26 protein-coding genes are annotated in these 26,799 nt (G+C 35.5%); 17 read left to right on the top strand and 9 right to left on the bottom strand.

The genetic code is table 11. The features are described 5' to 3' along the window. Positions 1-51: 51 nt before the first annotated feature. A complete protein-coding gene (locus OA86_RS12045; RefSeq protein WP_039353586.1) occupies positions 52-561 on the bottom strand; it encodes a YceI family protein in 510 nt (169 codons plus the stop codon). 112 nt (positions 562-673) lie between these two features. On the opposite strand from OA86_RS12045, the gene OA86_RS12040 reads away from it, so the two are divergent. Both OA86_RS12040 and OA86_RS12035 read left to right on the top strand, forming a co-directional pair. Continuing rightward, positions 674-1,369, top strand: coding sequence for a phosphatase PAP2 family protein (locus OA86_RS12040; protein ID WP_039353581.1), 696 nt, complete (start codon positions 674-676; stop codon positions 1,367-1,369). A 109-nt stretch (positions 1,370-1,478) separates the two neighbouring features. Then, positions 1,479-3,620 carry a S9 family peptidase gene (locus OA86_RS12035; RefSeq protein WP_039353578.1) on the top strand — a complete coding sequence of 714 codons (2,142 nt, stop codon included), beginning with the start codon at positions 1,479-1,481 and terminating at the stop codon, positions 3,618-3,620. A 306-nt stretch (positions 3,621-3,926) separates the two neighbouring features. On the opposite strand, the gene OA86_RS12030 is transcribed toward OA86_RS12035, so the two are convergent. Further along, positions 3,927-4,475 (bottom strand): L-threonylcarbamoyladenylate synthase, encoded by a 549-nt coding sequence (locus OA86_RS12030; RefSeq protein WP_039353575.1) that lies wholly within the window; start codon positions 4,473-4,475, stop codon positions 3,927-3,929. Between the two features lie 144 nt (positions 4,476-4,619). Here OA86_RS12030 and OA86_RS12025 point away from each other — a divergent pair, with 144 nt between their 5' ends. After that, a complete protein-coding gene (locus OA86_RS12025; RefSeq protein ID WP_039353572.1) occupies positions 4,620-5,639 on the top strand; it encodes an LLM class flavin-dependent oxidoreductase in 1,020 nt (339 codons plus the stop codon). Positions 5,640-5,712: 73 nt separating this feature from the next. Then, a complete protein-coding gene (locus OA86_RS12020; protein ID WP_039353670.1) occupies positions 5,713-5,961 on the top strand; it encodes a VF530 family protein in 249 nt (82 codons plus the stop codon). Between the two features lie 21 nt (positions 5,962-5,982). Here the strand turns inward: OA86_RS12020 and OA86_RS12015 are convergent, their stop codons facing one another. The 3 genes from OA86_RS12015 to OA86_RS12000 all read right to left on the bottom strand — a co-directional run bounded on the left by OA86_RS12015 (position 5,983) and on the right by OA86_RS12000 (position 8,377). Then, positions 5,983-6,360 carry a YchJ family protein gene (locus OA86_RS12015; RefSeq protein WP_039353569.1) on the bottom strand — a complete coding sequence of 126 codons (378 nt, stop codon included), beginning with the start codon at positions 6,358-6,360 and terminating at the stop codon, positions 5,983-5,985. Positions 6,361-6,668: 308 nt separating this feature from the next. Then, complete coding sequence (locus tag OA86_RS12005; RefSeq protein ID WP_039353564.1) at positions 6,669-7,169, bottom strand: DinB family protein; 501 nt, start codon at positions 7,167-7,169, stop codon at positions 6,669-6,671. Between the two features lie 68 nt (positions 7,170-7,237). Next, entirely contained in the window at positions 7,238-8,377 is a 1,140-nt protein-coding gene (locus OA86_RS12000; RefSeq protein WP_039353561.1) for a cystathionine gamma-synthase, read from the bottom strand. A 198-nt stretch (positions 8,378-8,575) separates the two neighbouring features. Between OA86_RS12000 and OA86_RS11995 the strand changes: the two genes are divergently transcribed. Further along, the gene (locus OA86_RS11995) at positions 8,576-10,036 is read left to right on the top strand and encodes a T9SS type A sorting domain-containing protein (protein WP_039353559.1); all 1,461 of its coding nucleotides are present in this window, start codon (positions 8,576-8,578) and stop codon (positions 10,034-10,036) included. A gap of 77 nt (positions 10,037-10,113) precedes the next feature. Here OA86_RS11995 and gldC read toward each other — a convergent pair whose 3' ends face one another. Then, positions 10,114-10,440, bottom strand: a complete 327-nt coding sequence (gene gldC / locus OA86_RS11990) for a gliding motility protein GldC (RefSeq protein ID WP_039353668.1) — start codon at positions 10,438-10,440, stop codon at positions 10,114-10,116. 134 nt (positions 10,441-10,574) lie between these two features. Beyond that, entirely contained in the window at positions 10,575-11,555 is a 981-nt protein-coding gene (gene gldB / locus OA86_RS11985) for a gliding motility lipoprotein GldB (RefSeq protein WP_082017334.1), read from the bottom strand. A gap of 43 nt (positions 11,556-11,598) precedes the next feature. On the opposite strand from gldB, the gene OA86_RS11980 reads away from it, so the two are divergent. From OA86_RS11980 to OA86_RS11965, 4 genes are all read left to right on the top strand, one after another. Further along, positions 11,599-12,147 carry a GNAT family N-acetyltransferase gene (locus tag OA86_RS11980; protein WP_052257509.1) on the top strand — a complete coding sequence of 183 codons (549 nt, stop codon included), beginning with the start codon at positions 11,599-11,601 and terminating at the stop codon, positions 12,145-12,147. Then, positions 12,148-12,936 carry an NAD(+) synthase gene (gene nadE, locus OA86_RS11975; protein ID WP_039353556.1) on the top strand — a complete coding sequence of 263 codons (789 nt, stop codon included), beginning with the start codon at positions 12,148-12,150 and terminating at the stop codon, positions 12,934-12,936. 16 nt (positions 12,937-12,952) lie between these two features. Further along, positions 12,953-13,477 (top strand): ribonuclease domain-containing protein, encoded by a 525-nt coding sequence (locus OA86_RS11970; RefSeq protein WP_039353555.1) that lies wholly within the window; start codon positions 12,953-12,955, stop codon positions 13,475-13,477. Between the two features lie 127 nt (positions 13,478-13,604). After that, positions 13,605-13,910 (top strand): barstar family protein, encoded by a 306-nt coding sequence (locus OA86_RS11965; protein WP_039353552.1) that lies wholly within the window; start codon positions 13,605-13,607, stop codon positions 13,908-13,910. A 140-nt stretch (positions 13,911-14,050) separates the two neighbouring features. Here the strand turns inward: OA86_RS11965 and OA86_RS11960 are convergent, their stop codons facing one another. Together OA86_RS11960 and OA86_RS11955 are read right to left on the bottom strand one after the other, a co-directional pair. Continuing rightward, complete coding sequence (locus OA86_RS11960; protein WP_052257506.1) at positions 14,051-15,481, bottom strand: beta-helix domain-containing protein; 1,431 nt, start codon at positions 15,479-15,481, stop codon at positions 14,051-14,053. A gap of 29 nt (positions 15,482-15,510) precedes the next feature. Then, positions 15,511-18,300: an outer membrane beta-barrel protein gene (locus OA86_RS11955; protein WP_039353549.1), complete on the bottom strand. Its 2,790-nt coding sequence runs from the start codon at positions 18,298-18,300 to the stop codon at positions 15,511-15,513. 182 nt (positions 18,301-18,482) lie between these two features. Here OA86_RS11955 and OA86_RS11950 point away from each other — a divergent pair, with 182 nt between their 5' ends. The 8 genes from OA86_RS11950 (at position 18,483) to OA86_RS11915 (ending at position 26,789) form a co-directional block, all read left to right on the top strand. Further along, the gene (locus OA86_RS11950; protein ID WP_039353546.1) at positions 18,483-19,160 is read left to right on the top strand and encodes a response regulator transcription factor; all 678 of its coding nucleotides are present in this window, start codon (positions 18,483-18,485) and stop codon (positions 19,158-19,160) included. Positions 19,161-19,169: 9 nt separating this feature from the next. Then, on the top strand, positions 19,170-20,204 hold the full coding sequence (locus tag OA86_RS11945) for a sensor histidine kinase (RefSeq protein ID WP_039353543.1): 1,035 nt from the start codon (positions 19,170-19,172) through the stop codon (positions 20,202-20,204). A 130-nt stretch (positions 20,205-20,334) separates the two neighbouring features. Further along, on the top strand, positions 20,335-20,919 hold the full coding sequence (locus OA86_RS11940; protein WP_039353530.1) for an IS1096 element passenger TnpR family protein: 585 nt from the start codon (positions 20,335-20,337) through the stop codon (positions 20,917-20,919). 113 nt (positions 20,920-21,032) lie between these two features. Continuing rightward, positions 21,033-22,379, top strand: a complete 1,347-nt coding sequence (locus OA86_RS11935; protein ID WP_039353528.1) for an alpha-amylase family glycosyl hydrolase — start codon at positions 21,033-21,035, stop codon at positions 22,377-22,379. Positions 22,380-22,482: 103 nt separating this feature from the next. After that, complete coding sequence (locus tag OA86_RS11930; RefSeq protein WP_039353526.1) at positions 22,483-22,923, top strand: hypothetical protein; 441 nt, start codon at positions 22,483-22,485, stop codon at positions 22,921-22,923. Between the two features lie 78 nt (positions 22,924-23,001). Then, complete coding sequence (locus OA86_RS11925) at positions 23,002-23,796, top strand: thymidylate synthase (protein ID WP_039353523.1); 795 nt, start codon at positions 23,002-23,004, stop codon at positions 23,794-23,796. A 216-nt stretch (positions 23,797-24,012) separates the two neighbouring features. Then, the gene (locus OA86_RS11920) at positions 24,013-24,237 is read left to right on the top strand and encodes a hypothetical protein (RefSeq protein WP_039353521.1); all 225 of its coding nucleotides are present in this window, start codon (positions 24,013-24,015) and stop codon (positions 24,235-24,237) included. Positions 24,238-24,278: 41 nt separating this feature from the next. Then, positions 24,279-26,789, top strand: coding sequence for a M1 family metallopeptidase (locus tag OA86_RS11915; RefSeq protein ID WP_039353519.1), 2,511 nt, complete (start codon positions 24,279-24,281; stop codon positions 26,787-26,789). Positions 26,790-26,799: the final 10 nt, after the last annotated feature.

Below are 26,799 nucleotides of genomic sequence, written 5' to 3'. Positions count from 1 at the left end.
TAAAAAAAGTTCACCCGAATAAGGTGAGCTTTTGCTTTTTAGAGCTCAGTTTTAAGCTTTTATAAATTGTAATTCTCCTGCGATTTTGACTTCATCGGAAACCATTACACCGCCAGTTTCCAAAGCCGTATTCCAATTCAGACCAAAATCTTTTCTATTAATTTTTCCTTCAAAAGAGAAACCTGCTTTTGTATTTCCCCACGGATCAATATTTATTCCTCCAAAATCTACGTCTAATTTTACGGGAATTGTAACTCCATTGAGGGTAAGGTTTCCTGTGATCTCATCGTTTAATGAATCACTTTCGAAAGTGATTTCAGGATTTTCTTCTGCATTAAAAAAATCTGCACTTTTCAAATGAGTATCTCTGTCAACACTATTTGTATTAACCGAATCAGTTTGGATGGTTGCTTTTACGTTTGCATTTTTAAAAGTATCATCTTCTGTTTCCAGGGTTGCTGCAAAATTATTAAAGTTTCCTTTAACATTAGAAATCATCATGTGTCTTACTTTAAAAGTAATTTCACTGTGGGTCGGATCTAAATTCCATTTTGTTGTCATTTTTTTATTTTTTAGTTGGTTAATGAATTGCAAATTTAGGGTGCTCAAATTTGATTTTTCTTGATGTAGGATAGTAAATGATAAATTTTTATATTTGCCGCAATTCTTTAATATGAAAAAAATATACTGGTTTTTTGTAATGATGATGTTTGGGAATGTGATTGTTGCTCAACAAAGAGATTCTTTACAATTACAAAACAGTCCTCTCGAATTTCAATATAAAAAAATGTACGTTCCTGTTGGATTAATGATTACCGGAGTTATTGCAAGCGGTCACGGTAAAAATTCCTGGAATAATAAACTAGCTGCAGAGAGAAACAGGGATTTTTCAAATTTTGAAAATCATGCCGATGATTATTTACAGTTTCTGCCTTTCGTAGCAATCTATGGCTTTGAAATCGCCGGAATGAAACCGAAAACCGACTGGAAAAACCGTACCGCGATTTTAATAAAAGGTCAATTACTGAATTTAGGATTGCTTTATATTCTCAAAAATTCTTTGAAAGAACCTCGTCCCGATGGAACTGCACTCGCTTTTCCTTCTGGTCATACCGCAAATGTTTTTGCCGGTGCTACAATGCTCTCAATAGAATACGGACAAGATTACAAATGGGTTCCTTATGCTGCTTATGGAGTTGCATCTACAGTCGGCGTGATGAGAATAGCCAATAACAAACATTATCTTTCTGATGTATTATTCGGTGCAGGTTTAGGAATTTTATCAATGAAAGTTGCATACTGGACGCATCAATATAAGTGGAATACTACGAAATCTGCGCACGATCCTTTCGCGGGAAATATTTACTAGGAGAAAGTAGTTAAGTTTTTCAGGTAATACTAATGGTTGATTTTTTAAATTAACATTTCTTTAACAGTTTCAGTTTTATTTCTTACTTTTAAGCACTTAAATCTAAGAAATGAAATTTTCAAAATTTACTTATGTATTCCTTCTTGTAGGAAGTTTTTTCTTTGCTCAGCAACAAAAATTTACCATTGCCGAATCCGTAAATGGACTTCGAAGCAATTTAGCGGTGAAAAATATTGCTCAGTTTTCCTGGAGCGATGATAGCAAATCGTTTTATCAAGGAACCAAAAACGGATATCTTATCACCGAAGTTCCTAGTTTAAAACAGGATACCTTAGTTTCTCTCTCTCAATTAAATAAAAATCTTTCCGGGGATAATATTCTGAAAACTTTTCCTCGAATTACTTTTATCAATAAAGATAAAGGGTACTTCACCCAAAATTCTAAATATTTTTGGGTAGAAAAAAGCGGAAAAGAGTGGAAAGTAAAAGATTGGATCAAGCTACAGGACGAAGCAGAAAACACCGAAATATTCAGTGATAATCAAGGTTTTGTTTATACTGTGAAGAATAACCTTTTTGTAAATAAAAATGGTAAAGTTACTGCGATCACCGATGATAAAAATGAAGATATTGTCAACGGACAAGCCGTTCACCAAAGAGAATTTGGCATCACCAAAGGCATTTTTATCGCACCCGACAATTCCCAGATCGCGTTTTACAGAATGGATCAAAGTATGGTCAAAGACTATCCAATTATTGATTGGAGCGTAATTCCTGCAGTGAATAAAAACATTAAATATCCAATGGCAGGAATGCCTTCTCACCACGTGACTTTAGGGATTTTTAATACTAAAACGAATAAAAAAATATTCCTGAATATCGAAGGCGATCCAGAACAATATTTGACTTCAGTGACTTGGAGTCCAGATTCGAAATCGATTTTTGTGGGCGTTTTAAACCGTGATCAGAATGATATGCAACTCAATCAATACGATGCAGTTACCGGAAATCTTCTGAAAACGATTTTCGAAGAAAAATCTGAAAAATACGTCGAGCCGCAACATCAACTTACTTTTTTTCCGAATTCTAATACCGACTTTATCTGGCAAAGTCAACGCACTGGTTACAATCATCTTTTCCATTATAATTTGGAAACAGGCCTGGTTTCTCAGTTGACAAAAGGAAATTTCGTGGTTACCGATCTGCTCGGCTTTAATGAAAAAAAGAAAGAAGTTTACTATGTTTCTACGCAGGAAACTCCATTAGAAAGACATCTTTATAAAATTAACTGGCTTACTTTTCAAACCAAAAAATTAGATACCGAACCAGGAATGCATTCGGGAATTTTGAGCAAAGATGGAACTCATCTTTACGACGTTTACAGCAATGCTTCGACACCCAGAGTCATTAATGTAATTAATACTTCTACCGATAAATCCAAAAACATTCTGACTGCAGAAAATCCTTTAAAAAATTATCAAAGACCAGAAATAAAAAATATTACGCTAAAAGCAGATGACGGAACGCCGCTCTACGGAAAAATTATTCTACCCACCGATTTTGACGCTAATAAAAAATATCCTGTCATTGTTTATTTATACAACGGTCCTCACGCTCAGTTGATTACCAATTCTTTCCCGGCTTCCGGCAATTTGTGGTATGAATTTATGGCGCAACGAGGATACATTGTTTTTTCCATGGATGGAAGAGGTTCTTCAAACCGTGGTTTAAATTTTGAACAGGCAGTTTTCCGTCATTTGGGAGATGTCGAAATGAAAGATCAGCTCAAAGGTGTTGAATATTTAAAATCTTTGCCTTATGTAAATGCCGATAAACTCGGAATTCATGGCTGGAGTTTCGGCGGTTTTATGACCACCAGTTTTATGCTCAAACATCCCGAAGTTTTCAAAGTAGGAGTTGCAGGTGGACCTGTTATTGACTGGAATATGTACGAAATTATGTACACCGAAAGATACATGGATACGCCGCAAAAAAATCCTGAAGGCTACAAACAGGCCAATCTTTTAGACAAAGTTCAGAACTTAAAAGGTCATTTGCTCATGATTCATGGCACGCAGGATAACGTCGTGGTTTGGCAGCATTCGATCAAATTTGTGAAAGCAGCCGTTGACAATGGCGTTCAGATGGATTATTTCGTTTATCCTGGCCACGAACACAACGTTTTAGGAAAAGACCGCGTTCATTTGATGCAAAAAGTCACCGATTATTTTGACGAATATTTGAAGAAATAATTTTATTTGGGCAGACAATTCCGCCCTCCGTTCCCGCTTTTTTGCTTCCACTTTGTTTCAGCAAAAAGAGCTCCACTCAGGTCGGGCTGCAAGTTTCGCACAGAATTAAAATTCAGTATAAAAATAAATTCCAGGAAATATTTCTTGGAATTTTTGTTTTGAATAATCTGGTAAACCCGCGATAGAAAATTTTCAAAATTTAAATCTAAGATTTAACACCTTCGAATTTTTTGTGAGCTTCTATTCATAATATTTTTATAATTAATTGTTAGAAAAATTTATGAAAATATTTTGTGCCTTAGAACCTTACTCCCGCAACACTTTAATTCGGCCATCATTCCAAATTCTAATAACAGAAGATCCCGAATATTCTGAGATTTTATCGTGATTTTCCTCTGCCACGAAATCTACGGAATTAACAATGTCCGGCAAAATATCAGAAAATTTCATCGGTGATTTTTGTCCGCTAAAATTCGCTGAGGTCGAAATCAAAGGTTTGTTCAGTTTGGTAATAATTTTTTTCAGAAATAACTCATCGACCAGGCGAATTCCGATGCTGCCATCTTCCGCCAGTAGTTCTTTCGGCAAACCTTTCGGATTGTCATAAATTAAAGTCACTGGTTTTTCTGACAGATCCATAATTTCCCACGCCATTTCAGGAACTTCAACCAGATCCTGCAAACGTTTTGCTGATTCTACCAAAATAATCATCGACTTGTTTTTCTCTCTTTTTTTAATTTCAAAAATTTTGTTGATGGCTTCAATATTTGTAGCATCACAACCAATTCCCCAAATCGTATCGGTTGGGTAAAGAATGGTTCCCCCGGATTGCAATGTTTCTATGATTTTTTCCATGAATTGTTTAAATATTTTTTAAAGACAATTTGCCTACTGCAAAAGTAATTAAAAATAGAAAGTATTTCTACAGATGTTCTTATCATTCATCAATGTTTTTAAATATCAATTACTTTAATTTTGTTCTATTAAAAATTTAGAAAAATGGAATTAGGAATAGGAATGTTTGGCAATCTTGGTTTTAACCAAACTACAGGAAAATTTAATGATGCTGGAATTAAACTTCGTGAAATTATTCAACAAATTAAATTAATGGATGAAGTGGGAATCGATGTTTTTGCAATGCGAGAACATCACCGTCCTGATTATGCGGTTTCATCTCCTGAAATGGTTTTGGCAGCTGCTGCGAGCATTACGAAGAATATTAAATTGGCAAGTGGCGTCACTGTTTTAAGTTCCTCAGAACCTGTAAAAGTGTATGAAGATTTTGCTACTTTAGATTTAATTTCCGACGGAAGAGCCGAGATCTTTGTCGGTCGCGGAAGTTTTATCGAATCTTTTCCTTTGTATGGATATTCTCTAAATGATTACGAACAGCTTTTTGAAGAGAAATTAGATTTGTTGCTAAAAATAAATTCAGAGGAAAACGTTTCCTGGAAAGGAAAACTTCGTTCGCCAATGGACAATCAAACGGTTTATCCGAGAGCAAAAAATAATGGAAAAATTCCAATTTGGAGAGCCGTTGGTGGAACGCCACAATCTGTTTTAAATGCTGCAAAATTAGGAATGCCTCTAGTCGTTGCAATTATTGGCGGAATGCCGATTCAATTCAAGAGTTTAATCGATTTTTACAAACAGGAATATCTTGCAGCTGGTCACGCCGAGTCTGAAATGCAGATCGCAATTCATTCTCATACTTTCGTAAGCGACAATCAAAATGTGATTGAAGGCTATTTCCAAAATTATAAATCTCAAATGGATCGAATCGGTGCGACAAGAGGTTGGTCGCCGTACACCAAAATGCAGTATGAAGGCGGAAGAGCAAAAGATGGCGATTTATTTATTGGGAATTCGAATGAAGTTACTGACAAAATAAATTTCATGAAAGAGATTTTCGGTATTACCAGATTTATCGGTCATATGGATGTTGGTGCTCCTGAAAATGACGTAATGATGAAATCGATCGAATTATTTGGAGAAAAAGTTGCTCCAGAAGTGAAATAACTAATTATTCCACCGGAAATTTTTGGTGGAATTTTTTTCTGCTTTAAATCCAAATTACTTAATTTTACCAATTATGCACGAAAAAGCAATAGATCCCTTACATGGAAAACGTCTTGATACAATTTTGGAAGAATTGGTCGATTACTACAATGGTTTCGAAGAGTTGGGAAAGCAAATCAACATCAAATGTTTTACCGATAATCCGAGCATCAAATCATCTTTGAAATTTCTACGCAAAACAGATTGGGCAAGAACGAAGGTTGAAAGCTTGTATATTTATGTTTTGAGACAGAAAAAGAAAGCGGCGAAACTGAAGGAGTAATATTAATTCTAAATTCTAAATTTAGTCAAGAAATTCTCCCGAAACATAATACCAACGGTTATCAATTTTTTCAAAATCTGAAAGTTCGTGGTGAAGTTGCATTTTTCCCTTTTCATCTTTATAATGTGCCTTAAATTCAACTTGGTTTAAAGTGGGTTTTTTTATAATTCCCAGTTTTGTCCATTCATTAATTTCAGCCCATTCCCGCAAATCTTCTTTATTGTGAAGTTTTCTTTTTACTGGCAAAGTGGTTTCTATCAAATATTCGCCATTTGGAATTGCAAATGCAGAAAATCTGGATCGCATTAATGCTTCAGCAGTTGGAGCGTGTTTTTCCCCGATGTGGAAAGGTTTGCAACATTCTTCGTAAAGTTTTCCTGAGCAGCACGGACAGTTCATTTTTTTAAATATTTCAGTTTAATAAGTAAAATTCTTTTTTAATTACAACTTGTAATACAAATAGGAATATGAAGTTAAATACAAAAGAATGCAAATTATAAAATCATAAATTCCAAGTTTGAATTTGAAATAACGATTAATTAAGAAGTAAAATGTAAAATGCAAAAAGTATGATATCAAAATTTGTACATTAATCATCCCTAAATGTTTTTCAGGTTGATTGGCGTAACCAAATAGAAAAATATGAAAAGGTAAAAGAATCGTTATTACAATAATTAAACTTAATGCTATTAAAAATTTCTTTAAAATCATTTAGCTAAATATCTTTCGCGGATAATATTCAAATGATGAATATTATGACCAACAATTAATTTCCCGATTGTTTCTACAGAAATCTCATTCTTATTCGCAATTCCTTTTCTGGAAAGGATTTCTTGATTTAAATTTCTGAAAAATAAAATATTAGATTTTCTCAAAAAGTCAAATTCTTCCATTAAATTTTTCAAAGAAACTTGATCCAGAAAATATTCTTTCGCGTATAATTCTTCATCCCAACCAGAAAGTTCGGTTTGATCATTTCTCGAAAATCTTAAGGCACGATAAATGAAAATTCGTTCTGCATCGATTAAATGTTGAAGCAATTCTTTCAACGTCCATTTTCCTTCTGCATAAGCGAAATTAGATTCTTCCTCTGAAAGTTTCATGTAAATTTCCAAAGTTTGATCTGCGGAATTTTTCAATTCTTCCAACCAATTCTCACTCGGAATGAGATCGAGATATCTTTGAATATATTTTTGAAATTCTGTCATATTCAAAAGTATAAAAAACCTTCAAGCTTTTCGAAACTTGAAGGTTATTATTTTAAATTATTTTTCGATTAACCGAAAGCTTTTTCCAGATCTGCGATCAAATCTTCCTGGTCTTCAATCCCAACACTTAGTCTTACTAAATCATCGGTAATTCCTAATTCTGCACGTTTTTCTGCAGGAATAGAAGCGTGGGTCATTAAAGCTGGATGATTTGCCAAAGATTCTACACCGCCCAAAGATTCAGCTAAAGTAAACACTTTCAATTTTTCTAAAAATTTGATGGCGTCTTCTTTTTTACCGGATTTGAAGGTGAAGGAAACCATTCCGCCCGGTTCTCTCATTTGTTTTTGAGCCAGTTCGTATTGTGGATGAGATTTTAATCCCGGATAAAAAACTTTATCAATTGCAGGATGGCTTTCTAAATATTTCGCTACTTCTAAACCATTTTGAGAATGTCGCTGCATTCTTAAAGCCAAAGTTTTAATTCCTCTTAAAACCAAATAAGAATCGTGAGGTCCTAAAATTCCGCCGCTTGCGAATTGGATGAAGTGTAATTTTTCTCCTAATTCTGCAGTTTTTGCAATTAAAGCTCCAGCAATAACATCGGAATGTCCGCCTAAATATTTCGTCGCTGAATGCATCACAATATCTGCTCCCAAATCAATTGGACGCTGAATATAAGGAGAAGCGAAAGTATTATCTACCGCAACTAAAATGTCTTTTCCTTTTACCAAATCGGTCACGGCTTTAATATCAACCAATTTCATCAAAGGATTTGTTGGAGTTTCTAACCAGATTAATTTTGTTTTATCGGTGATCACGTCTGAAATTTTTGAAACATCATCAAAACTCACAAACGTAAATTTCAACTGATATTTTTCAAATAATCTGGTGAACATTCTATAAGTTCCGCCGTATAAATCATCAACAGCAACAACTTCATCGCCTGGATTTAGTAATTTTAAAACACAATCGATTGCTGCCAAACCAGAACCGAAAGCCAATCCTCTTGCTCCGTTTTCGATCGAAGCCAAACTATCTTCTAAAGCTTGTCTTGTCGGATTTGCTGCTCTTGAATATTCATAACCGGAATGAATTCCAGGAGATTTCTGTGCAAAAGTTGAGGTTAAAAATACTGGAACATTTACAGATCCTGTTGCTGATTCGTGGTGTTGCCCACCGTGGATTACTTTGGTATTAAAATTCATTTTACAGAAGTTAGATTATTTATTAAATACAAAGATACAAAGGTAATTCTTTCTGAAAATCTGAAAACCCTTTATGGAGCGTAATTCTTCTTTTTAATGCTTGCAAAATTCGTGAATTTCACAAATACTTAAGTCTTTTCTTTATGGGTAACATACTAGTATATCGTACTTTCACCACCTAATTAAATTAAAAGTTTTATGAAAAGAAAAATTATTTTATTGGCAATTTTTGCTACCACTACAGGTTTTTTTAATGCTCAGGTAGAAAAATTACCTAATCAACTTCCTACAAATGCATTGGTAAAACAAATTGCAAAACCAGCATTTCTTGCAACTTTTCCTACAACAAACTGGAGCGATTTTGCTGACACAAGTTGGTATAATGCAACGGATGTAAATTTCGAAATTTCATCGGCTGAACAATTAGCAGGACTTGCGAAATTGGTGAAAGCAGGAAATAAAATGATTGGGAAAAATTTCAAGGTGATGCAAAACATGGATTTGTCTGCACATCTTTGGGATCCAATCGGATATAATAACAACAACCCTTTTTCAGGTAATGTTGATGGAAACTTCAAAACAATAAGCAATCTTCAGATCAACAGAACTGGTGGAGACTGGTTGGGATTATTCGGTCAGTTTATTACAGCAACGGTTAAAAATTTAACGCTGGATGGTTCTCAGATTTACGGAAGTGATACTTCTGGTGGATTTATTGGAAATATGGCAGTCAACAGTAAAGCAGATAACTGTCACGTGAAAAATTTGGATCTGGTTTTCACTTCTTATAATGTTGGTGGGTTCACAGGCGGCGTTCTTACCGGTTCAGAAGTGACCAACTGTTCTGCTAAAGGAAGTGTTGTAGGAGTGAATCAAATTGGTGGTTTCGCCGGAACTTCATGGAGCAATTCATTAATTTCGAAATCATTCTGCGAAGGAACTGTTCAGGGACAATATATCATCGGTGGATTTTCTGGCTTCGTGACTTTTGCTTTTGGTCCACCAACAGTAAATAGAATTGAAGATTCTTATAGCCGTTCCAATGTTACTGCTTTATCTGAGCAAGTTGGCGGTTTTTACGGATCTGCACAAAGTACCGGGAATTTCAAAAATGTATATTCCACAGGAACTGTTAATTTATTGGCAACAACTGGTGGCTTTGTTGGAACTGTTGGCAATCTTACTATTCAAAATGCTCACTACGATTATACCAATGCTCCATACGATGCAGTTGGTGAATTTATGGGAGCTCCTGCAACTTTAGATATTACATCGCATGCAACTGCTGATATGAAAACAGATGCTTTCAAAACAACAATGAACGCAGGAAACGCAACAGGAATTTGGTCTATTGATCCTGCAATTAACGATGGTTATCCGTACTTAAATACACAACCACTTTTGGCGGTGAACAACGTGAAATCAAATGCTGTTGATGTTCAGATTACTCCAACTCAAGCTGATTCTACTTTAAGAATCATTACGACGGAAGTTAAAGTTTCTTACGAAATCGTAGATTTCTCCGGTAAACTTTCTCGCAGTGGAAATGTTTCAGGAACACAGAAAGAAGTAAATGTTTCCTCTTTAGTAAAGGGAATTTATATCATCAATGTGAAAACTGAAAAAGGAAGTAAAAGCATCAAATTCATCAAAAAATAAGTTTAGTTTTTGTTAAATAAAACGTCGTTTCCGATTTGGGAACGACGTTTTTCTTTTAATAAAATTTTAAATCCGAATTACATTTTAATCGCAGCTTTCTGTGCAAATTCCTCTGCCATCTGTTCCAGCCAGAATGCAACATCCTCTTCTCCAGTCGCTCTTTCATAGGTGTTTCCCATAGAAATCAGGATCTGGTGAAGGAACATTTTCATTTGATCAACCGGCATATCTTTCGTCCAAAGATCAATTCGCAACGCTTCCTTTTTTTTATCGTCCCAAACGGAAATCATGGTCGCTTTGGTTTCCTCCTTTTCCACGCCGCCATCTTCGGCATTCCAGGTCATTTTTTCGGGAACATTGTTTTCATCCAGTTCAATGTCTATCGTAATTTGAGTCTTTTTCATACTATTTTTATTTTTTTTTGGCCAGCTTTTTCCGCCTTCCACTCCCGCTTTTTTATTCCGCTTTGCTCCATAAAAAGAGCTCCGTTCAAGTCGGGCTGGAAAGTGTTTTGCTTTCCAGGATTTAATTTTTAAAATTAATTTTTTGGTTTGTAATGGCTTTGATTAAATATTTCCTGAGCACTTAACTTTAAAAAATCGGTGAGTTTTGCCTCAGGTTTTTCTTTAAAGAACTTTTTGCAGATCTGCCATCCGATATAAATTCCAACTTGTGGCGAAGATTCATTATCAATTTCTGTGTAAAATTTTGAAAACGGCCCAGGTTTAATGAATCGATCATTCAATCGAATGTCATCACTGAAAACCAAATTATTTTCCACAAAGAAATTCCAGATGTTCACCTCGTTTTCTTTTGACCATTCATATTGTTTCTGCGTATAATCCATTTTTAAATAATCCGGGAAACTCGGAAGAAAAGCATCTTGCAAGGTCATAATTTTACCGTTATAGATCAATTCATCGATAAATTTCTGATGATCGGTGTTCGGTGCTACGAAATTTTCAGCCAGTATTTCAGAAACTTTAGGAACAATATTCTGCGGATTCATCGAAGTTTGAAAATATTGCTCCAAACCTTTATAATTGGGATTATTTTCTCCCATAAAACCAGTAACATCGATAAAAACCATATTTTCTTTCGTTTGATAAAAAACCGGTTCCATCACGCCTTGAAGTGCCGATGAATAAAGAAAAACTTTCGGATCTTTAAATTGAGGGAAATAATATTTCACGTGCGAAAACAAATCGGTGAGTTCGGTATTCAGTTTTGCAATATCGATTTTAGAGATGGCTTCTTTGTAAATTTTGGCTTCCTCTGGATCTGCTCTTCTTCCAGCGAAATCTTCATCGGTAACAGTGCCTTGAAACCAGGGATATTTTTTTTTGAAATCTTCCAAATGAACATTAGCGGAATAAAATTCCTTAGAAATATCAACAGCCTCTACTTTTTGTGCGGGATTTGTGATTTCAACTTTCCATTGATTTTCTCGAGTTTTTTTGCAGGAAATAACGCTGAAAACGAAAACGCTTGAAACGAGTAAATATTTAAAAAACTTCATTATTTTTACATCAGATTTAAGAACTGCAAAAATAAGAAAATTAATGGCAAAAATCTTTATTGAAACACCAAGACTTATTTTAAGAGAAATTATTTCTGAAGACGTCGACCGAATATTCCTCCTCGACAGCAATCCCGAGGTAATGAAATATATCGGCGTACCACCAGTTACAAAATTGGAACAGTCCGCAGAAACCATAAGAAAAATTCAAAAACAATATACTGAAAATGGTATAGCGAGATGGGCGGTGATTGAAAAAGAAACCAATCTTTTGATAGGATGGAGCGGTTTAAAATTTTTAACAGAACCTTTGAATGGTTTTAAAAATGTTTATGAATTGGGTTATCGTTTTTTACCAGAATTTTGGGGAAAAGGATTTGCCACAGAAGCGGCAAACGCAGTTTTGGAGTATGGTTTAAAGGAGTTGAATTTAGATAAAATTTATGCTTGTGCAGACATTAAAAATGTCGAATCCAATAAAATTTTAAAAGAAAAACTAGGTTTCGAATCTAAAGGAACGTTCGTTGATGAATTAGATAACGCGACTTGTTACTGGTACGAACTGGAAAAAAATAACTTTACTAAAAATTAAATGCAAACAGAAAAAATAACAGAAAGAATAGTTTCATGGCTGAAAGATTATGCTGCAAAAGCAAATGTAAAAGGTTATGTCATCGGAGTTTCGGGTGGAGTAGATTCTGCCGTAGTTTCCACTTTATGTGCGATGACAGGATTAAAAACACTTTTAATTGAAATGCCAATTCGCCAAAACGCAGATGAAGTAAACCGAGCTTGGGAACACATGGAACATTTAAAAGAACGTTTTTCAAATGTAGAAGCGATTTCGGTTAATTTAAGTCCGGCTTTTGAAGAATTATACAAGACATTCGATGTTAAAGATGAAGATTTTCCGGCGGAAAAACTAGCGTTTGCAAATACACGTGCGAGATTAAGAATGCTAACTTTATATTATTACGGCCAGATCAACAGACTTCTGGTTGGCGGAACCGGAAACAAAGTGGAAGATTTCGGCGTAGGATTTTTCACCAAATATGGCGACGGCGGAGTAGATGTTTCCCCGATCGCAGACTTGTATAAAACCGAAGTTTATGCTTTGGCAAAATCATTAGATCTCGTAGAATCTATTCAAAACGCAATTCCAGCAGATGGATTGTGGGACGAAGCCAGAACCGATGAACAGCAAATTGGCGCGACTTATCCGGAGCTAGAGAAAATTCAGAAAGAGTGGGGAACAAAATCCGAAAGTGATTATTCAGGAAGAGATTTAGAGGTTTTCAAAATTTTCCAAAGAATGAACAGAGCGGCTCAACATAAAATTCAGCCCATTCCGGTTTGTGATATTCCGGAAGAATGGCGATAAACTTTAAATAAAATAAATGAACAAACAGAATATCAAACTCGGACTTTTTTTCATCATAGGATTACTGACGGCTTTTCTGGTGATGTATTTTTTTCAGAATTATCAACTTGAAAAGAAAAATGATGCTACCTCAAATACTGAAGTCACTTCCAACAATAAAGACGGTAACGGGAATTCCGCAGATGTTAATGCTTCTCCTTCAAAAAATACTGAGAGCATTGATGAATTGACGAATGAAAAAAAAGTGATCAATTATGTGAAAGCGACGCGCCGTCTTCCAGATTACTATGTGACCAAATCTGAAGCGAAAAAAAGTGGCTGGGTTCCATCGAAAGGAAATTTGTGCGACGTTTTACCCGGAAAAGCAATTGGCGGCGATCGCTTTAGCAATCGGGAAAAAAATCTTCCGGGAAATGAGCAGTATTATGAAGCCGACGTTAATTACAACTGTGGAAACCGAAATGCAGACCGAATAGTCTTTACAGTAAATGGTGATATTTTTCTAACCAAAGATCATTACAAATCATTTCAGAAACAGTGATAAAAGAGCCAAGGTTAAAAAAGAACCAATTAAAAAGTAAAAAGAAACAGGTGAATTTTTGCTGAACTTTTTTAAAAAATAAATTAAGGGCATCCAACACCAAACATCCAACACCCAATATCAAAATATGAAAACAGTATATATCGACTTTACAGACCTTGGAGATTACGAAGATTTCTACGCACAACTCAAAGAAAAACTAAAACTTCCCGAAACTTTCGGTGATAATTTAGATGCACTTTACGATTCCTTGACCGGATTTGTAGAAATGCCGCTTCACATTGAATTTGTCAATATGAACGTGGAACAATTAGAAACTTTCGAGGATTTGCTTGTTACGTTAGAAGATGTAGAAGAGGAACTGGAAGATTTCACTTTTGCTTATTTTCTGGTGCAATATGAGGATGAGGACGAAGGTTCTTCGGAGGAATAAATTTTATTTACTTCAATTTCTAAAAAGTGAACTTTTTCATGTGACTTTCTGAAAGTGCATTTAAAAACGCAATAAACAAAAAGAGACTGCCAAAATTGACAGTCTCTTTTTAATGAAAAATTTAATAAGATATCTGAAGATTATAAGTTAAAGTTCGTCCAGCCTGCATACCAGAAGTCATTGGAATCTTTAACTGCTCCTCTGTAAGTAACTGGTGTAAAACCGGCTAAAAGTGGATTCGTAAATAAACCGCCTGTTAATAGCGGAGAACCTGCAGCTGGGGAAAAATTCGGCGTCGTTCCTGCGGGTGCATAAGCTCCTGCAAGTTTCATGTCAGAAGAATAATTTAAGGCAGAATTCCCATTGGCAGGAAGGTTAAACCAATCCTGAACATTTGTTGTAGACCAACCTGTAGGTGCACTTCCGGAGGCTGCATATTTGAAATTCGTTGTACAGCCAGTGATCACGTTATTTTGGAAAACCAATTTGCCTGTTCCAATATTATTATCGGTAGCTGTTCCTTTTGAGGCATCGATAAATAATCCAACTGGATAACCAACAAACGCTGAATTGAAAACGGAGATCGAAGAATTTCTTCTGATTTGCAAAGCATTTTGAAACAAAGAATTAATTCCTGTTGCATTCGTACCACTTGCAGAAGATTGAATTGGACCAATGATCGTAACATTAGAAAAGATCGCGGAAGTCTGTGGAAGTAACGATGAACCATTTGCATCATTATCAGATTCAAAAGCATTCGAACCGGAAACGTCGGCTACCAATGGATCTCTAACTCCGATGGCAAACTGTACTTTACCTGAATATCCGTTATCAGTATCGAAATCATCATCTAAACCTTTGTAAGCGATGAGGTGCGTACAATTAACCGTTCCACCAAACCACTCGAAACTGTCATCGTTTGCATAAGCAACCTGAACATAATCGATCGTTGTTCCGTTCCCAACGCCACCGAAAGTAAGTCCGTTGATTTCTTTGTCCGGTAAAAAAGCGTAACCTGCGTACTCAATTCTTACGTATTTCAAAACGCCGCTGTTGTCGCTCACATTTGTTCCACCATAAAGTCCGCTTCCTTCGGCATCATTTACACCGCCTTCAATTTCGCCAACTCCAGCTTTTCCGTTAAATGAAGCGTTTGTTGGTGCAGCTCCTAAAAGAATGATTCCAGCCCAGTCGCCCCGTTTCGGACTTGGTTTTTCTGAGGTGAAAATAATAGGATTTGTAGCCGTTCCTTGCGCCATAATTTTTGATCCTCTTGTAATGATCAAACCACCGTTTTTGTCAGCTTCACCAACGATTTTCGTTCCCGGTTCGATGGTTAAAGTTGCGCCGTTCGTTACATAAACCAAACCTCTCAATTTGTAGATATTGTTGGCTTTTAAAGTCAAGCTGGAAGATATTTTCCCAGATAATATTAAATTTTCCGTGTTTCCGCCTGTGTTATTTCCAGGTCCGGAATTAATGATGTCCCCATCTTTTTCAATCTGTCTGCACGAAGATGCAATTGCTAAACTCCCTGTTAAGAGGTACAAAAAAGCATGTTTTAATTTCATTTTACTAGGTATTTATTTATTGTTTTGTATTAAAAGTTGTAACCGATTGTTAAGCTGATATTGGTTCCTGTCGTTCTTTCTATTGCTAAAGCATCTGCACGATCATATTTTTTATTGTTGTTTAAATCGTGGTAATATTTCGCGGTTTGGTTTAAAATATCAGAAACATTTAATTTGATTTCTCCTTTTTTATTCCAGATTTTCTGAGCAATTTGAAAATCTAACAAAGGTCTTGGCGCTTCCCAGATCGGTGGAATTTGATCATTCCCAACGTACTGAATTCTTCTGCCGATCATATTGAAAAGTAACGTTGAAGAAAGTCCTGATTTCTCTCCATCATATTGAAGTGTAAAGTTTACTGTGTAAGGAGATTGTCCCTGCATTGGGCGATTGGTTTGAGTCGCTTCATCGGTCACTTTGTTGTCGATCAAGGCTAGATTTCCACCGAATGTGAAGTTTTTCAAAGCTGAAATAAAATCGAGTTTTTTACGTAATTCTACTTCGAGACCATAAGCATTTGCTTTTTCAGCATTCAGGAAATTGAAGGTGTTACTCGTTCCTGCACCGGATTGGTTAAAATATAATTCAATCGGATTTTTGAAGTTTTTGTAAAAACCTGCGAGTGAAATTAATTCGCCGTTTCTGGGGTAAAATTCCCACCGAATATCGGCGCTCGTAATTTTGGTGCGCTGTAATTCTTTATTTCCAACAACTGTTGCTCCTAAATCGAAATCGTAATAAGCAACTGGCGAAAGTTCTCTAAATTCTGGACGAACCACTGTTTGAGATGCGGCAAGACGAAGATTCATCTTATTATTTAATTTAATCGTAAAGTTTGCAGCCGGCATGAAATCGGTAACTTCTGAATTGACGTATCGGTTATCGCTCATCTTCGTACTTCCAACCAATTGATTGAAATTCTCAACTCTCAAGCCCCAAATTGCTCTTAACCAGGAAGTGAAATTATTGTCGAATTGAATGTAACCCGCATTTAAAATAGTGTTCGCAATGTATCGGTATTGGTTTCCGGAGATTTCATTGAAAGTAAACTGACCAGGATTTATTCCGAAATTTTCAGCATTGAAAATCGTTTCGAAAGATTGCGTTAAAATGCTTTGGTTAAAACCATTCATCTGCGCTGAGAAAGGTCTTGAATTATAAATTCTGTCTTTTACCTGAAATAGATAACCGCCTTTAATGGTTTGTTTTTGGGAGAATAGATCGAATGTTTTCGATAGATCTCCACCTGCGTTGTACAAATAATCGTTTAAAGTAGAGTAGAAGAAACTACCTGATTTCTGCGATAATCCACTTGAAACTAATGCGATATACGGACTTCCTGTTAAATTCGGATACTCATTATATTGAAGTCTTTGCAACTGCGGAACATATTGATCTAAAATTCCAAAACTTCCGTACCAGTTGAAATTCAAACCACCCAAAAGATCTAGTTTGTGATTTCCAGTAAGTGTAGAATTATAAAAAATGGTTTCCTTAAAACTTAATTCTCTCGCTTTAATATTGGTTCCATTCACCGGATCAAATTCAAAATCTTTTCCCGTTCTCATTGAAACGCTGTTGATTCCTGTATTCGTGATAATGTTTTTGAGGGAAATCTTATTCTTGTCATTAAATTTAAAAGACAAATTCAATAATCCTCCTAAGATGACATCATTGCTGTATTTTTCTGTTTTATAATCGAAATTGACATCTGCATTGAGATCATTGATGGTGAAAAATCTGTTCTTCGTTTCGGTTCTTCTTTTATTGTTGCTGTAATTTAAAACCGCAATAACTCCTAACTCTTTACCGAAAACTTTGGTGTTAAATCCGCCATCCAACTGTAAACTTAAATTCTCTGGATAACCGATTGTTCCGTATCCAAAATTCTTCACATATTTTTTACCGAAATCTGTTTTTTGATCTTGAGTTAAAATATTGAACTGATTTTTTGCGGGGAAACCTGCCGGTAAATTTCTGTAACCATCATCAATTCCTAGAAAATCTAGTTTTCCACCTTTATTCGTTAAAAATTCATGATTCGTTGTGATCGTATTTCCACCAACACCAATTTGAGCATTAAAAAATTTCTTACTCGGAATATCTTTCGTATTCACCTGAATTAATCCACCTCCCCATTCACCGGTATATTCCGGGATAAATGTTTTATTGATGACTAAAGTTTCGATGACACTTGCCGGAAATAAATCAAAAGAAAAAGTTTTTCGATCCGGTTCTGTGCTCGAAAGTTGAATTCCGTTCAACATTGCTTGATTGTAACGATCAGATAAACCTCTTACGACGATATATTTTCCATCAACCAAACTTACGCCGGAAACTCTCTTTAAAACTTCACCCGTATTTTTATCCGGACTTCTTTTAATGGCTTCAACACCGATAACTTGGGAAACGACGCCTGCATTTTTTTGTAAACCAATCGTAGAAGCAATCGTTTCTTTTTTTGCACTTGATTTTATAATAACACCTTCAATTTCTTTTTCTCTGCTTACTCTACCCAAAATAATATCCAAATGGGTATTTTCTTCAGGTTTAATGGAAACATCACCAATTTCTTTACTCTGATAATCATTTGAACTTACAACCAGCGTATAGCTTTTATTTGCATCTAAAGTGATGGAGTAATATCCAGACAAGTCAGTCACGTATTCTTTGTTGTTTACTTTGATTTTTACACCTTGCAACGGCGAGTTATCATTTTCATCGAGAACTCTACCTTCTAAGATATGAGATTGAGCGTAGATAAATCCGCTTGCGAATAAAGTAAAGAATAGGGTGGCTTTCCGAATTTTGTAATTCATTATTTTCGTTTATTTTCTCTGCAAAGGAATGAATAGGACTGTGATTCGGTGTTGCCATAGCTTTAACTTTACTTTAAGAAATTTTTAACAAATCAGGGTGTGTGTTAATTATTTATGAACATTTTAAAAGGCTCGATTTCCAATATTAAATTTGATTAATTTTGAGAGGTTAAAAAGTAAAAATGAAACAGAAAAAAATTCTCTTAATTGATGATGAACAAGATATTTTGGAGATTCTTTCCTATAATCTGGAGAAAGAAGGATATGAGGTTTTCACCGCTTCCAATGGGAATGAAGGCATAGAAAAAGCAAAACAGATCATTCCTGATTTGATTCTTTTAGATGTGATGATGCCCGAAAAAGACGGCATTGAAACTTGTCAGGATCTAAGAAAGATCAAAGAGTTACAGAAGACGCTGATCGTTTTTCTTTCCGCGCGCAGCGAAGAATTTTCTCAACTTGCCGGTTTTCAAGCCGGTGCGAATGATTATATCGTGAAAATCATTAAGCCAAAAGTTTTGATTTCGAAAGTGAATGCGCTTCTGCAATTGACTTCGCAGGTTTCCGATTCTTCAAAAAATATAGAAATCGGTGATTTAATTATCGACAAAGATATTTTCAGAGTTTCAAAAGCCGGACAATTATTTATGCTCCCGAAGAAAGAATTTGATCTGCTTTATTTGCTGGCTTCAAATACCGATAAAGTCTTCAAACGCGACGAAATTTTAGAAAAAGTTTGGGGGAATGATGTAATCGTTGGAGAAAGAACGATTGATGTTCACATTAGAAGACTGCGCGAAAAATTAGGAATCAATACCATTCAAACGCTCAAAGGAATTGGTTATAAATTAGTTGTGTAAATTTGTGAGATGAGGTTTCATAAATTAACTTTACTGGCTTCGGTTTTTCTCACCGTTGCAATGTCCCTTATTGCACTGATTTTCGATTATACCAAAGATATTATTGTTCATGATCAACGTACTTTTTATCTCGCATTCATTTCTTGCGTAGTGTTAATTTTTGTTCTCAATTATATCATTCTCGATTCTCTTTTCAATGTTTACGGTAAAAAACAAATTCGCAGAATTTCTACAATTTTACCTGATGAATTCAGCACGGAAGATGATAATGAATTAAATTTTCAGGAACTTGGAGAAAGAGTTTCTCAATTCAGCCAGAAAAATGCAACTGAATTAGATACCATGAAAGAAATGGAGATTTATCGGAAAGAGTATATCGGCAACGTTTCTCATGAACTGAAAACGCCGCTTTTTTCCATTCAGGGATATGTAGAAACTCTAATTGATGGCGGTGTTGAAGACCTAACGATCCGCGACAAATATTTGGAAAGAATTGATAAATCAGTAGAAAGGTTACTCACAATCGTGAAAGATCTGGATATGATTAATCAATATGAATCGGGCGAAATTACCTTAAACATTACGTCTTTCGATATTAATGCTTTAGTAAAGGAAATCATAGATCTTCTCGACCTGGAAGCGCAAAGAAAAGATTCGAAAGTTCAGCTGCAAACTTCTTCTGCACAGATTTTCGTAAAAGCCGATAAGCACAAGATCTCGCAGGTTCTTATTAATCTAATTTCAAATGCTATTCATTACGCCAACCGTGATAAAGCGCAGATCATCATCCAGACAAATATCCTGAAAAATAAAGTTCTGGTCGAAGTAAAAGATAATGGCATGGGTATTAAGCCGGAGAATCTACCGCGGATTTTCGAAAGATTTTACCGCGTAGAAACCAGCAGAAATCGTACAGATGGCGGTTCAGGATTAGGTTTGGCGATTGTAAAACACATTCTCGAAGCACATGGTGAGAATATTTCTGTACAAAGCGTATATTTAGAAGGAACCGAATTCACTTTTTTACTCAATAAGAGCATTTAGAAAACGGCAAAATGTAAGAAAAACTTTTAGAAAATAATAGGTTAAATTCTTTTTTGTCAAATTTCAATTGTTTTATATTTGTACCCGAAAGGAAATCAAAATAGAATAGTCACAAAATTTTTAAGCAAAAATGATTTATAAGATCCGTGTAATTTTAGACGCCAAAGATGATATTTTCAGAGATATCGAGATCAAAGAAAAGCAAACTCTTTGGAATCTGCACTTGGGAATCAAAAGTGCATTTAGTCTTATGGGCGAAGATTTATCACTCTTTAACATTCTTGATAAAGACGGCGTTATCGTAAAAACCGTTCCGTTAGAAGATATGAGCGATGATGGCGACGGAGAAATTATGAGCGATGTTTATCTAAGCGAAGCTTTTGAAGAACCTGGTGCTAAAATTCAGTTTCAGTATGGGTTTATGGATCTTTGGGAATTTTTCTGTGAAAAAGTAGAAGAACTAGAAGAAAAACATGCAGTAAATTATCCGATCACCATGTTTCGGTTTGGAAATATGCCTTTGAAAGCGCCAAGTAAAACGGTTAAGAAAAATGGTAAGAGTTCGGTAATGCCTATAATGGATGATGAATTTGGAAGTTTCGAAGACGAATTTAACGCCGGCAGTTTTGCAGATGAAGATGATGAAAGCTTTGACGATGATGAAGACGATGGCTATAATGACAACTTCGACGAAAGCGAAGAAGATCCAATTTAAAATATAAAACCTCTTTTTTAGAGGTTTTTTTGTGCTTATAATTCAAATTTTTCGAACGATGAATCTTCAGAATTGAAATAAAAAATCAATATATTTGTTCTAAATCAGTCCGAATGAAAAAGCTATTTTTATTAGCCATTATCGGTTTGGGAATTATTTCCTGTGCCACCAAAAAATCCACAAAAATGACCAATTCACCCAGCGAGTGGAAACACGATACCAATATCTATGAGGTTAACGTAAGACAATATACCCAAGAAGGAACTTTTCGCGCTTTCGAAAAAGACCTGCCGCGTTTGAAAGAAATGGGTGTAAAAACTTTGTGGTTCATGCCAATTACGCCGATTTCCCAAAAGGTAAAAAAAGGAAGTATGGGAAGTCAATATGCAGCGCACGATTATGTTTCCATAAATCCAGAATTTGGAAATTTGGAGGATTTTAAACACATGGTCGATGAAGCGCACAAAATGGGTTTCAAAGTAATTATCGATTGGGTCGCCAATCACACCGGTTGGGATCACGTCTGGACGGTTTCTCATCCAGATTATTATCTTCATAACGCAGATGGAAAATTCCATATCGCTTCCGGGATGGATGATATCATAGAGTTGGATTATAAAAATCCGGCGATGAGACAGGCGATGATCGATGCCATGAAGTTTTGGGTTAAAGAAACCAATATCGATGGATTCCGTTGCGATTTGGCAAGTTGGGTTGAAGTTGATTTCTGGGAACAGGCAAGACCTGAAATTGAAAAAATAAAATCCCTTTTTTTCATTGGAGAGTTTGATGAACTCGATAATCCCGAATACGGGAAAGTTTTCGACGCGAGTTATTCCTGGACCTGGATGCATAAAACTGAAGATTATTACAAAAAAAATCTGCCACTTTCTGACTTAAGAGATCTGCTTCAAAAATATTCTGCGATTGGCGATAAATCAATGAGAGCTTGGTTTACAAGCAATCACGACGAAAATACCTGGAACGGAACAGAATATGAAAAATATGGTGATATCGCGAAACCTTTAGCTGTTTTTTCTGCAACCTGGGACGGAATTCCATTATTGTATTCCGGGCAGGAATTACCGAATATGAAAAGCCTCGAATTCTTTGAAAAAGATGTTATTGAATGGAACGGCAACAATCAAATGGCACCTTTTTATAAAACTTTATTAGATTTAAAATCTTCAAATCCTGCGTTACGAGGTGGCGATCCGGCGGCATCAACTTATTTATTAAAAACTTCCGCTGATGATAAAATTTTGGCGTACATTCGAAAGAATGGGAAAGATCAGGTGTTGGTTGTTTTAAATATGTCGAAAGAAGTTGTTTCTTTTACCATCGATGATGCAAATGTTTCCGGAAAGTTCAAAAATGTTTTCAGCGGTCCAATAAAAGATTTTGCACAAGATAAAAGTTTTTATTTGCCGATTGGCGGATATGCCGTGATGGAAAAATAGAATTTCCAGATAAAATAGAATTATCAATAGGAACGGGCTTTAGCCCGTTTTAAATTAATAAAATAATCAAATGGCTTTAGCCAAATCTTATTTTAAACTGTAAATGAACAAATCCGAAATCCTAAAAATCGTTCAGGAAAAATTGTCAGAGAAGATCGCAACTTTAGAAAGAATGATTGCCGAAACCCGAGCTTCGAACAACGAAACCAAAAGTTCGATGGGCGATAAATATGAAACAACGCGGGAAATGGTGCAGCAGGAAATCAATAATCTGCAAATTCAATTGAATGAAAATGTGCGGGCAAAGAATTCTTTAACCTTTGTAAATACCAATCTTCATCAAACAATTGGTTTAGGAAGTTTAGTACAAACCGATAAAGGATTTTTTTATATCGCTGTTTCCTTGGGTGAAATTATTTTTAATGAAAAAAAAATATTTGTAATTTCAACTGAAAGTCCTTTAGGTAAAGTATTATTTAACAAGAATAAAGGCGACGAGATTTCATTGAATAACACCAAACAAATCATTAAGAACCTTTGGTAAAAATACCTATTTTTGTAAATCATTAAATAAATTTTCAACAGTACTCCTTGCTAATTACCAATTACTCATTATTAGATCATGCAAAATTACCTCCACCTTCTTCAACATATTTTAGACAACGGAACCGATAAAACCGATCGAACAGGAACAGGAACCCGAAGTGTTTTTGGATATCAATTGCGTTATGATCTTTCAAAAGGTTTCCCGATGGTAACGACGAAAAAAGTTCATTTGAAATCGATCATTTATGAATTGCTTTGGTTTTTAAAAGGCGATACCAATATTAAATATTTAAATGACAACGGCGTTTCAATCTGGAACGAATGGGCAGATGAAAATGGCGATCTCGGTCCTGTTTACGGTGCACAATGGAGAAGTTGGACTGGAGCAAACGGAAAGGTTGTAGATCAGATCACAGAAGTCATTGATCAAATTAAAAAAAATCCGGATTCGCGAAGATTGATTGTTTCCGCCTGGAATGCTGCTGAAATCCCCAACATGTCTTTAGCGCCTTGTCACGCTTTGTTTCAGTTTTATGTAGCCGATGGAAAATTGTCCCTGCAATTGTATCAAAGAAGTGCAGATGTATTTCTGGGAGTTCCTTTTAATATTGCGAGTTATGCGTTGTTATTAATGATGGTTGCGCAGGTTTGTGATTTAGAAGTTGGCGATTATGTGCACACTTTTGGCGATGTTCATATTTACAATAATCATTTCGAGCAAGTTCATAAACAACTTTCCCGCACGCCGAAAGATTTACCAACGATGAAACTCAATCCTGAAATTAAGGATATTTTCGATTTCGATTTTGAAGATTTTACTTTAGAAAATTACAATCCAGATCCGGGAATTAAAGCGCCTGTTGCGATTTAAAGTATAAAGTTTAATTTTTTTTTGGGCAGCTTAATCCACCTTCCACTCCCGCTTTTTTGTTCCGCTTTGCTCCACAAAAAGAGCTCCGTTCAAGTCGGGCTGCAAGTTATTGTTTAAAAAAAATTATTGCCTAAAACTTCAATAATTACTAGAAGTGAAGTTCTGATGCTTTACTTTTTTTGTAACTTTTTCTATTAATTAACTACCAATCAACCGATGAAATCATTAAAACTTAACCTCGAAGAAAATGCCGAGTTGGGCAAAATAGCAGAACTTTTAATTCAGATTAAAGGCGTAAAATCTGTTGAAATTGTTGATGACGAAAATACAGAAAGTGATCTGAAAAGAGCCGTCACCAAGAGCAAGGAACAACTGAAAACAGGCGATTACGAATCTTTTGTTAATGACCTGTTCGAAACCTTCGTTAATAAGAAATCATAAAAACCAGTCTGAAAATTCTTACAAAAATCATTGAAATAAATATGAAAAAACTATTAATCTCCATCAGTTTACTCGGGATTTTATTCTCCGCAAATCTTGCGGCACAAACCGATACTTCCGGTAGAACTGAAATTTATCGTGGATCTCACACGAAAATGACCGAATTGAAACACACCAAATTAAAAGTGAATTTAGATTACCAAAAAGAACAAATGGGCGGCGAAGAATGGTTGACTGCTTCACCTTATTTTTATCCGACCGATTCTTTGGTTCTCAACGCAAAAGGAATGTTGATCCATGAAGTTGCTTTAGATAAAAGTGGCAGCAAAAGTCCTTTGAAATATGAGTACAAAAACGATATGCTCAAAATAAACCTCGATAAAACCTACAACAGGAATCAGGATTATACTGTTTATATCAAATATACAGCGCGTCCGAACGAAATAACTCAAAAAGGGAGTGCTGCAATTACCGATGCAAAAGGTCTTTATTTCATCAATGCTCAAGGAAAAGAAGCCGATAAACCAACTCAAATCTGGACGCAAGGTGAAACTGAATCTTCTTCCGCCTGGTTTCCAACCATTGATAAAACCAACCAAAAAACAACAGAAGAAATTTACATGACCGTTCCCGATAAATACGTGACTTTATCGAACGGGATCATGAAATCTTCTACCAAAGAAAGCAACGGTTTACGAACTGATCATTGGGTGATGGACAAAAAACATTCGCCTTATTTATTTTTCATGGGAGTTGGTGATTATGCCATTGTAAAAGATAAATGGAGAAATATCGACGTCGATTATTATGTAGAAAAAGAATATGAACCTTATGCAAAACAGATTTTCGGAAACACACCGGAAATGATCGAGTTCTTTTCGAAAAGATTAAACTACGATTACCCATGGTCTAAATATTCGCAAATTACAGGTAGAGATTACGTTTCTGGCGCGATGGAAAATACGACAGCAACGCTTCACCAGGAATCTGCACAGCAAAAACCTGGAGATTTAATTGATGAAAATCGTTGGGAAGACACCATTGCTCACGAATTGTTTCACCATTGGTTTGGCGATCTTGTCACCGCAGAAAGCTGGAGCAATATCACTGTTAATGAGTCTTTTGCGAACTATTCCCAATATCTCTGGAACGAACATAAATACGGAAAAGATATCGCTGATTATGGTTTGATGAAAGAAAGTAAAGGATATATGATGGATCCTTCGAACATTACAAAAGACTTGGTTCGTTTTAGTTATAAATCGCGGGAAGATGTTTTCGATGGTGTTTCCTATAATAAAGGAGGCTCAATTCTTCACATGCTTAGAAATTATTTAGGAGATGATGCTTTTTTTGCTGGTTTAAATGATTATTTGAAAACGAATGAATACGGAACTGGCGAAGCGCATCAACTTCGATTATCTTTAGAAAAAGTTTCAGGAAAAGATTTAAACTGGTTCTTCAACCAATGGTATTTCGGCAGCGGAAATCCGAAACTTTCTTACACCACTACTTTTGAACCAATCAAAAAAGAGGTGACGGTTACCATTAATCAAAATCAAATCGGACAGAATTTTCAGTTTCCTTTAGCTATCGATGTTTTCGAAAATGGAAAACCTTCCCGAAAAAATGTTTGGGTAGATGCGAAAGAAAAAAATGATTTCACTTTTCAAGTAGGAAAAAGTCCAGATTTAGTGAATATCAATGCAGATGGCGTTTTGCTGGCAGAATTTACGGATACCAAAACTCCTGAGCAATATTTAATGCAATATCAAAACTCCACTGAATTTTTGAGCAGATACAAAGCCGTAGAAAATGCAATCGAGAACATTTCTAAAAACCCGGCTGCTTTAAAAACAGTGATTGCAGCCTTGAAAGATTCTAATTTTAGAATTCGCGTGAAAGCTGCTCTTGGATTAGATCTATCTAAACCTGATCAGACAAAAGCAGCTCTTTCTGAAGTTGAAAAAATGGCTTCCAGTGACCCGAAAACTTTGGTTCAGGCGGCGGCAATTTCTGCTTTAGGAAAAACAAAAGATAAAAAATATCTTCCGCTCTTTGAAAAAGGAATGAATGCGGTTTCCAATTCGGTGAAGGCCAATTCACTCTCCGGAATTGCGGCAGTTGATCCATCTAAAATAGCGGCTTTAGCTGATAAAATTGATTTGGAAGGTGCAGGTGATGAAGTGATCGCAGAACTTTTACCCATCATCGTTAAAAATAAAATCGAGAAACAAATGCCTGCAATTGCAGCAACTGCGGCTTTTTATCCTTTCCTAAAATTCCAGAAACCAGAACTGGGAGCTGCTGCAGAAGATGGTTTCAACTGGATCATGAGTTCTGATAATTTAAAAGCGACGGAAAATGTAACGAAAGTTTTGAATCAGGTTAAAGGTCAAATCGGAAGCAATCCACAAGCGAAAATGATGATCGTGCAAATTTTAAAAGATGGTCTAGCGAAGAAAATGCTTGTTTTAAAAGCAAATCCTTCGAGTCCAACGATTAATCAGCAAATTGATTTACTAAATAAAACGATTGAAGCTTACAAATAAGCACTCTTTA

The sequence above is a fragment of the Kaistella jeonii genome, assembly GCF_000812865.1.
Taxonomy (GTDB): Bacteria; Bacteroidota; Bacteroidia; order Flavobacteriales; family Weeksellaceae; genus Kaistella; species Kaistella jeonii.
Note: the sequence above shows the minus strand (reverse complement) of the source record. Positions and strands in the feature narration are given on the sequence as shown.

Bases quoted from the DNA above. Each gene is read 5' to 3' on its own strand.
- OA86_RS12045 (WP_039353586.1), bottom strand. From the start codon at position 561: ATGACAACAAAATGGAATTTAGATCCGACCCACAGTGAAATTACTTTT.
- OA86_RS12040 (WP_039353581.1), top strand. From the start codon at position 674: ATGAAAAAAATATACTGGTTTTTTGTAATGATGATGTTTGGGAATGTG.
- OA86_RS12035 (WP_039353578.1), top strand. From the start codon at position 1,479: ATGAAATTTTCAAAATTTACTTATGTATTCCTTCTTGTAGGAAGTTTT.
- OA86_RS12030 (WP_039353575.1), bottom strand. From the start codon at position 4,475: ATGGAAAAAATCATAGAAACATTGCAATCCGGGGGAACCATTCTTTAC.
- OA86_RS12025 (WP_039353572.1), top strand. From the start codon at position 4,620: ATGGAATTAGGAATAGGAATGTTTGGCAATCTTGGTTTTAACCAAACT.
- OA86_RS12020 (WP_039353670.1), top strand. From the start codon at position 5,713: ATGCACGAAAAAGCAATAGATCCCTTACATGGAAAACGTCTTGATACA.
- OA86_RS12015 (WP_039353569.1), bottom strand. From the start codon at position 6,360: ATGAACTGTCCGTGCTGCTCAGGAAAACTTTACGAAGAATGTTGCAAA.
- OA86_RS12005 (WP_039353564.1), bottom strand. From the start codon at position 7,169: ATGACAGAATTTCAAAAATATATTCAAAGATATCTCGATCTCATTCCG.
- OA86_RS12000 (WP_039353561.1), bottom strand. From the start codon at position 8,377: ATGAATTTTAATACCAAAGTAATCCACGGTGGGCAACACCACGAATCA.
- OA86_RS11995 (WP_039353559.1), top strand. From the start codon at position 8,576: ATGAAAAGAAAAATTATTTTATTGGCAATTTTTGCTACCACTACAGGT.
- gldC (WP_039353668.1), bottom strand. From the start codon at position 10,440: ATGAAAAAGACTCAAATTACGATAGACATTGAACTGGATGAAAACAAT.
- gldB (WP_082017334.1), bottom strand. From the start codon at position 11,555: ATGAAGTTTTTTAAATATTTACTCGTTTCAAGCGTTTTCGTTTTCAGC.
- OA86_RS11980 (WP_052257509.1), top strand. From the start codon at position 11,599: ATGGCAAAAATCTTTATTGAAACACCAAGACTTATTTTAAGAGAAATT.
- nadE (WP_039353556.1), top strand. From the start codon at position 12,148: ATGCAAACAGAAAAAATAACAGAAAGAATAGTTTCATGGCTGAAAGAT.
- OA86_RS11970 (WP_039353555.1), top strand. From the start codon at position 12,953: ATGAACAAACAGAATATCAAACTCGGACTTTTTTTCATCATAGGATTA.
- OA86_RS11965 (WP_039353552.1), top strand. From the start codon at position 13,605: ATGAAAACAGTATATATCGACTTTACAGACCTTGGAGATTACGAAGAT.
- OA86_RS11960 (WP_052257506.1), bottom strand. From the start codon at position 15,481: ATGAAATTAAAACATGCTTTTTTGTACCTCTTAACAGGGAGTTTAGCA.
- OA86_RS11955 (WP_039353549.1), bottom strand. From the start codon at position 18,300: ATGAATTACAAAATTCGGAAAGCCACCCTATTCTTTACTTTATTCGCA.
- OA86_RS11950 (WP_039353546.1), top strand. From the start codon at position 18,483: ATGAAACAGAAAAAAATTCTCTTAATTGATGATGAACAAGATATTTTG.
- OA86_RS11945 (WP_039353543.1), top strand. From the start codon at position 19,170: ATGAGGTTTCATAAATTAACTTTACTGGCTTCGGTTTTTCTCACCGTT.
- OA86_RS11940 (WP_039353530.1), top strand. From the start codon at position 20,335: ATGATTTATAAGATCCGTGTAATTTTAGACGCCAAAGATGATATTTTC.
- OA86_RS11935 (WP_039353528.1), top strand. From the start codon at position 21,033: ATGAAAAAGCTATTTTTATTAGCCATTATCGGTTTGGGAATTATTTCC.
- OA86_RS11930 (WP_039353526.1), top strand. From the start codon at position 22,483: ATGAACAAATCCGAAATCCTAAAAATCGTTCAGGAAAAATTGTCAGAG.
- OA86_RS11925 (WP_039353523.1), top strand. From the start codon at position 23,002: ATGCAAAATTACCTCCACCTTCTTCAACATATTTTAGACAACGGAACC.
- OA86_RS11920 (WP_039353521.1), top strand. From the start codon at position 24,013: ATGAAATCATTAAAACTTAACCTCGAAGAAAATGCCGAGTTGGGCAAA.
- OA86_RS11915 (WP_039353519.1), top strand. From the start codon at position 24,279: ATGAAAAAACTATTAATCTCCATCAGTTTACTCGGGATTTTATTCTCC.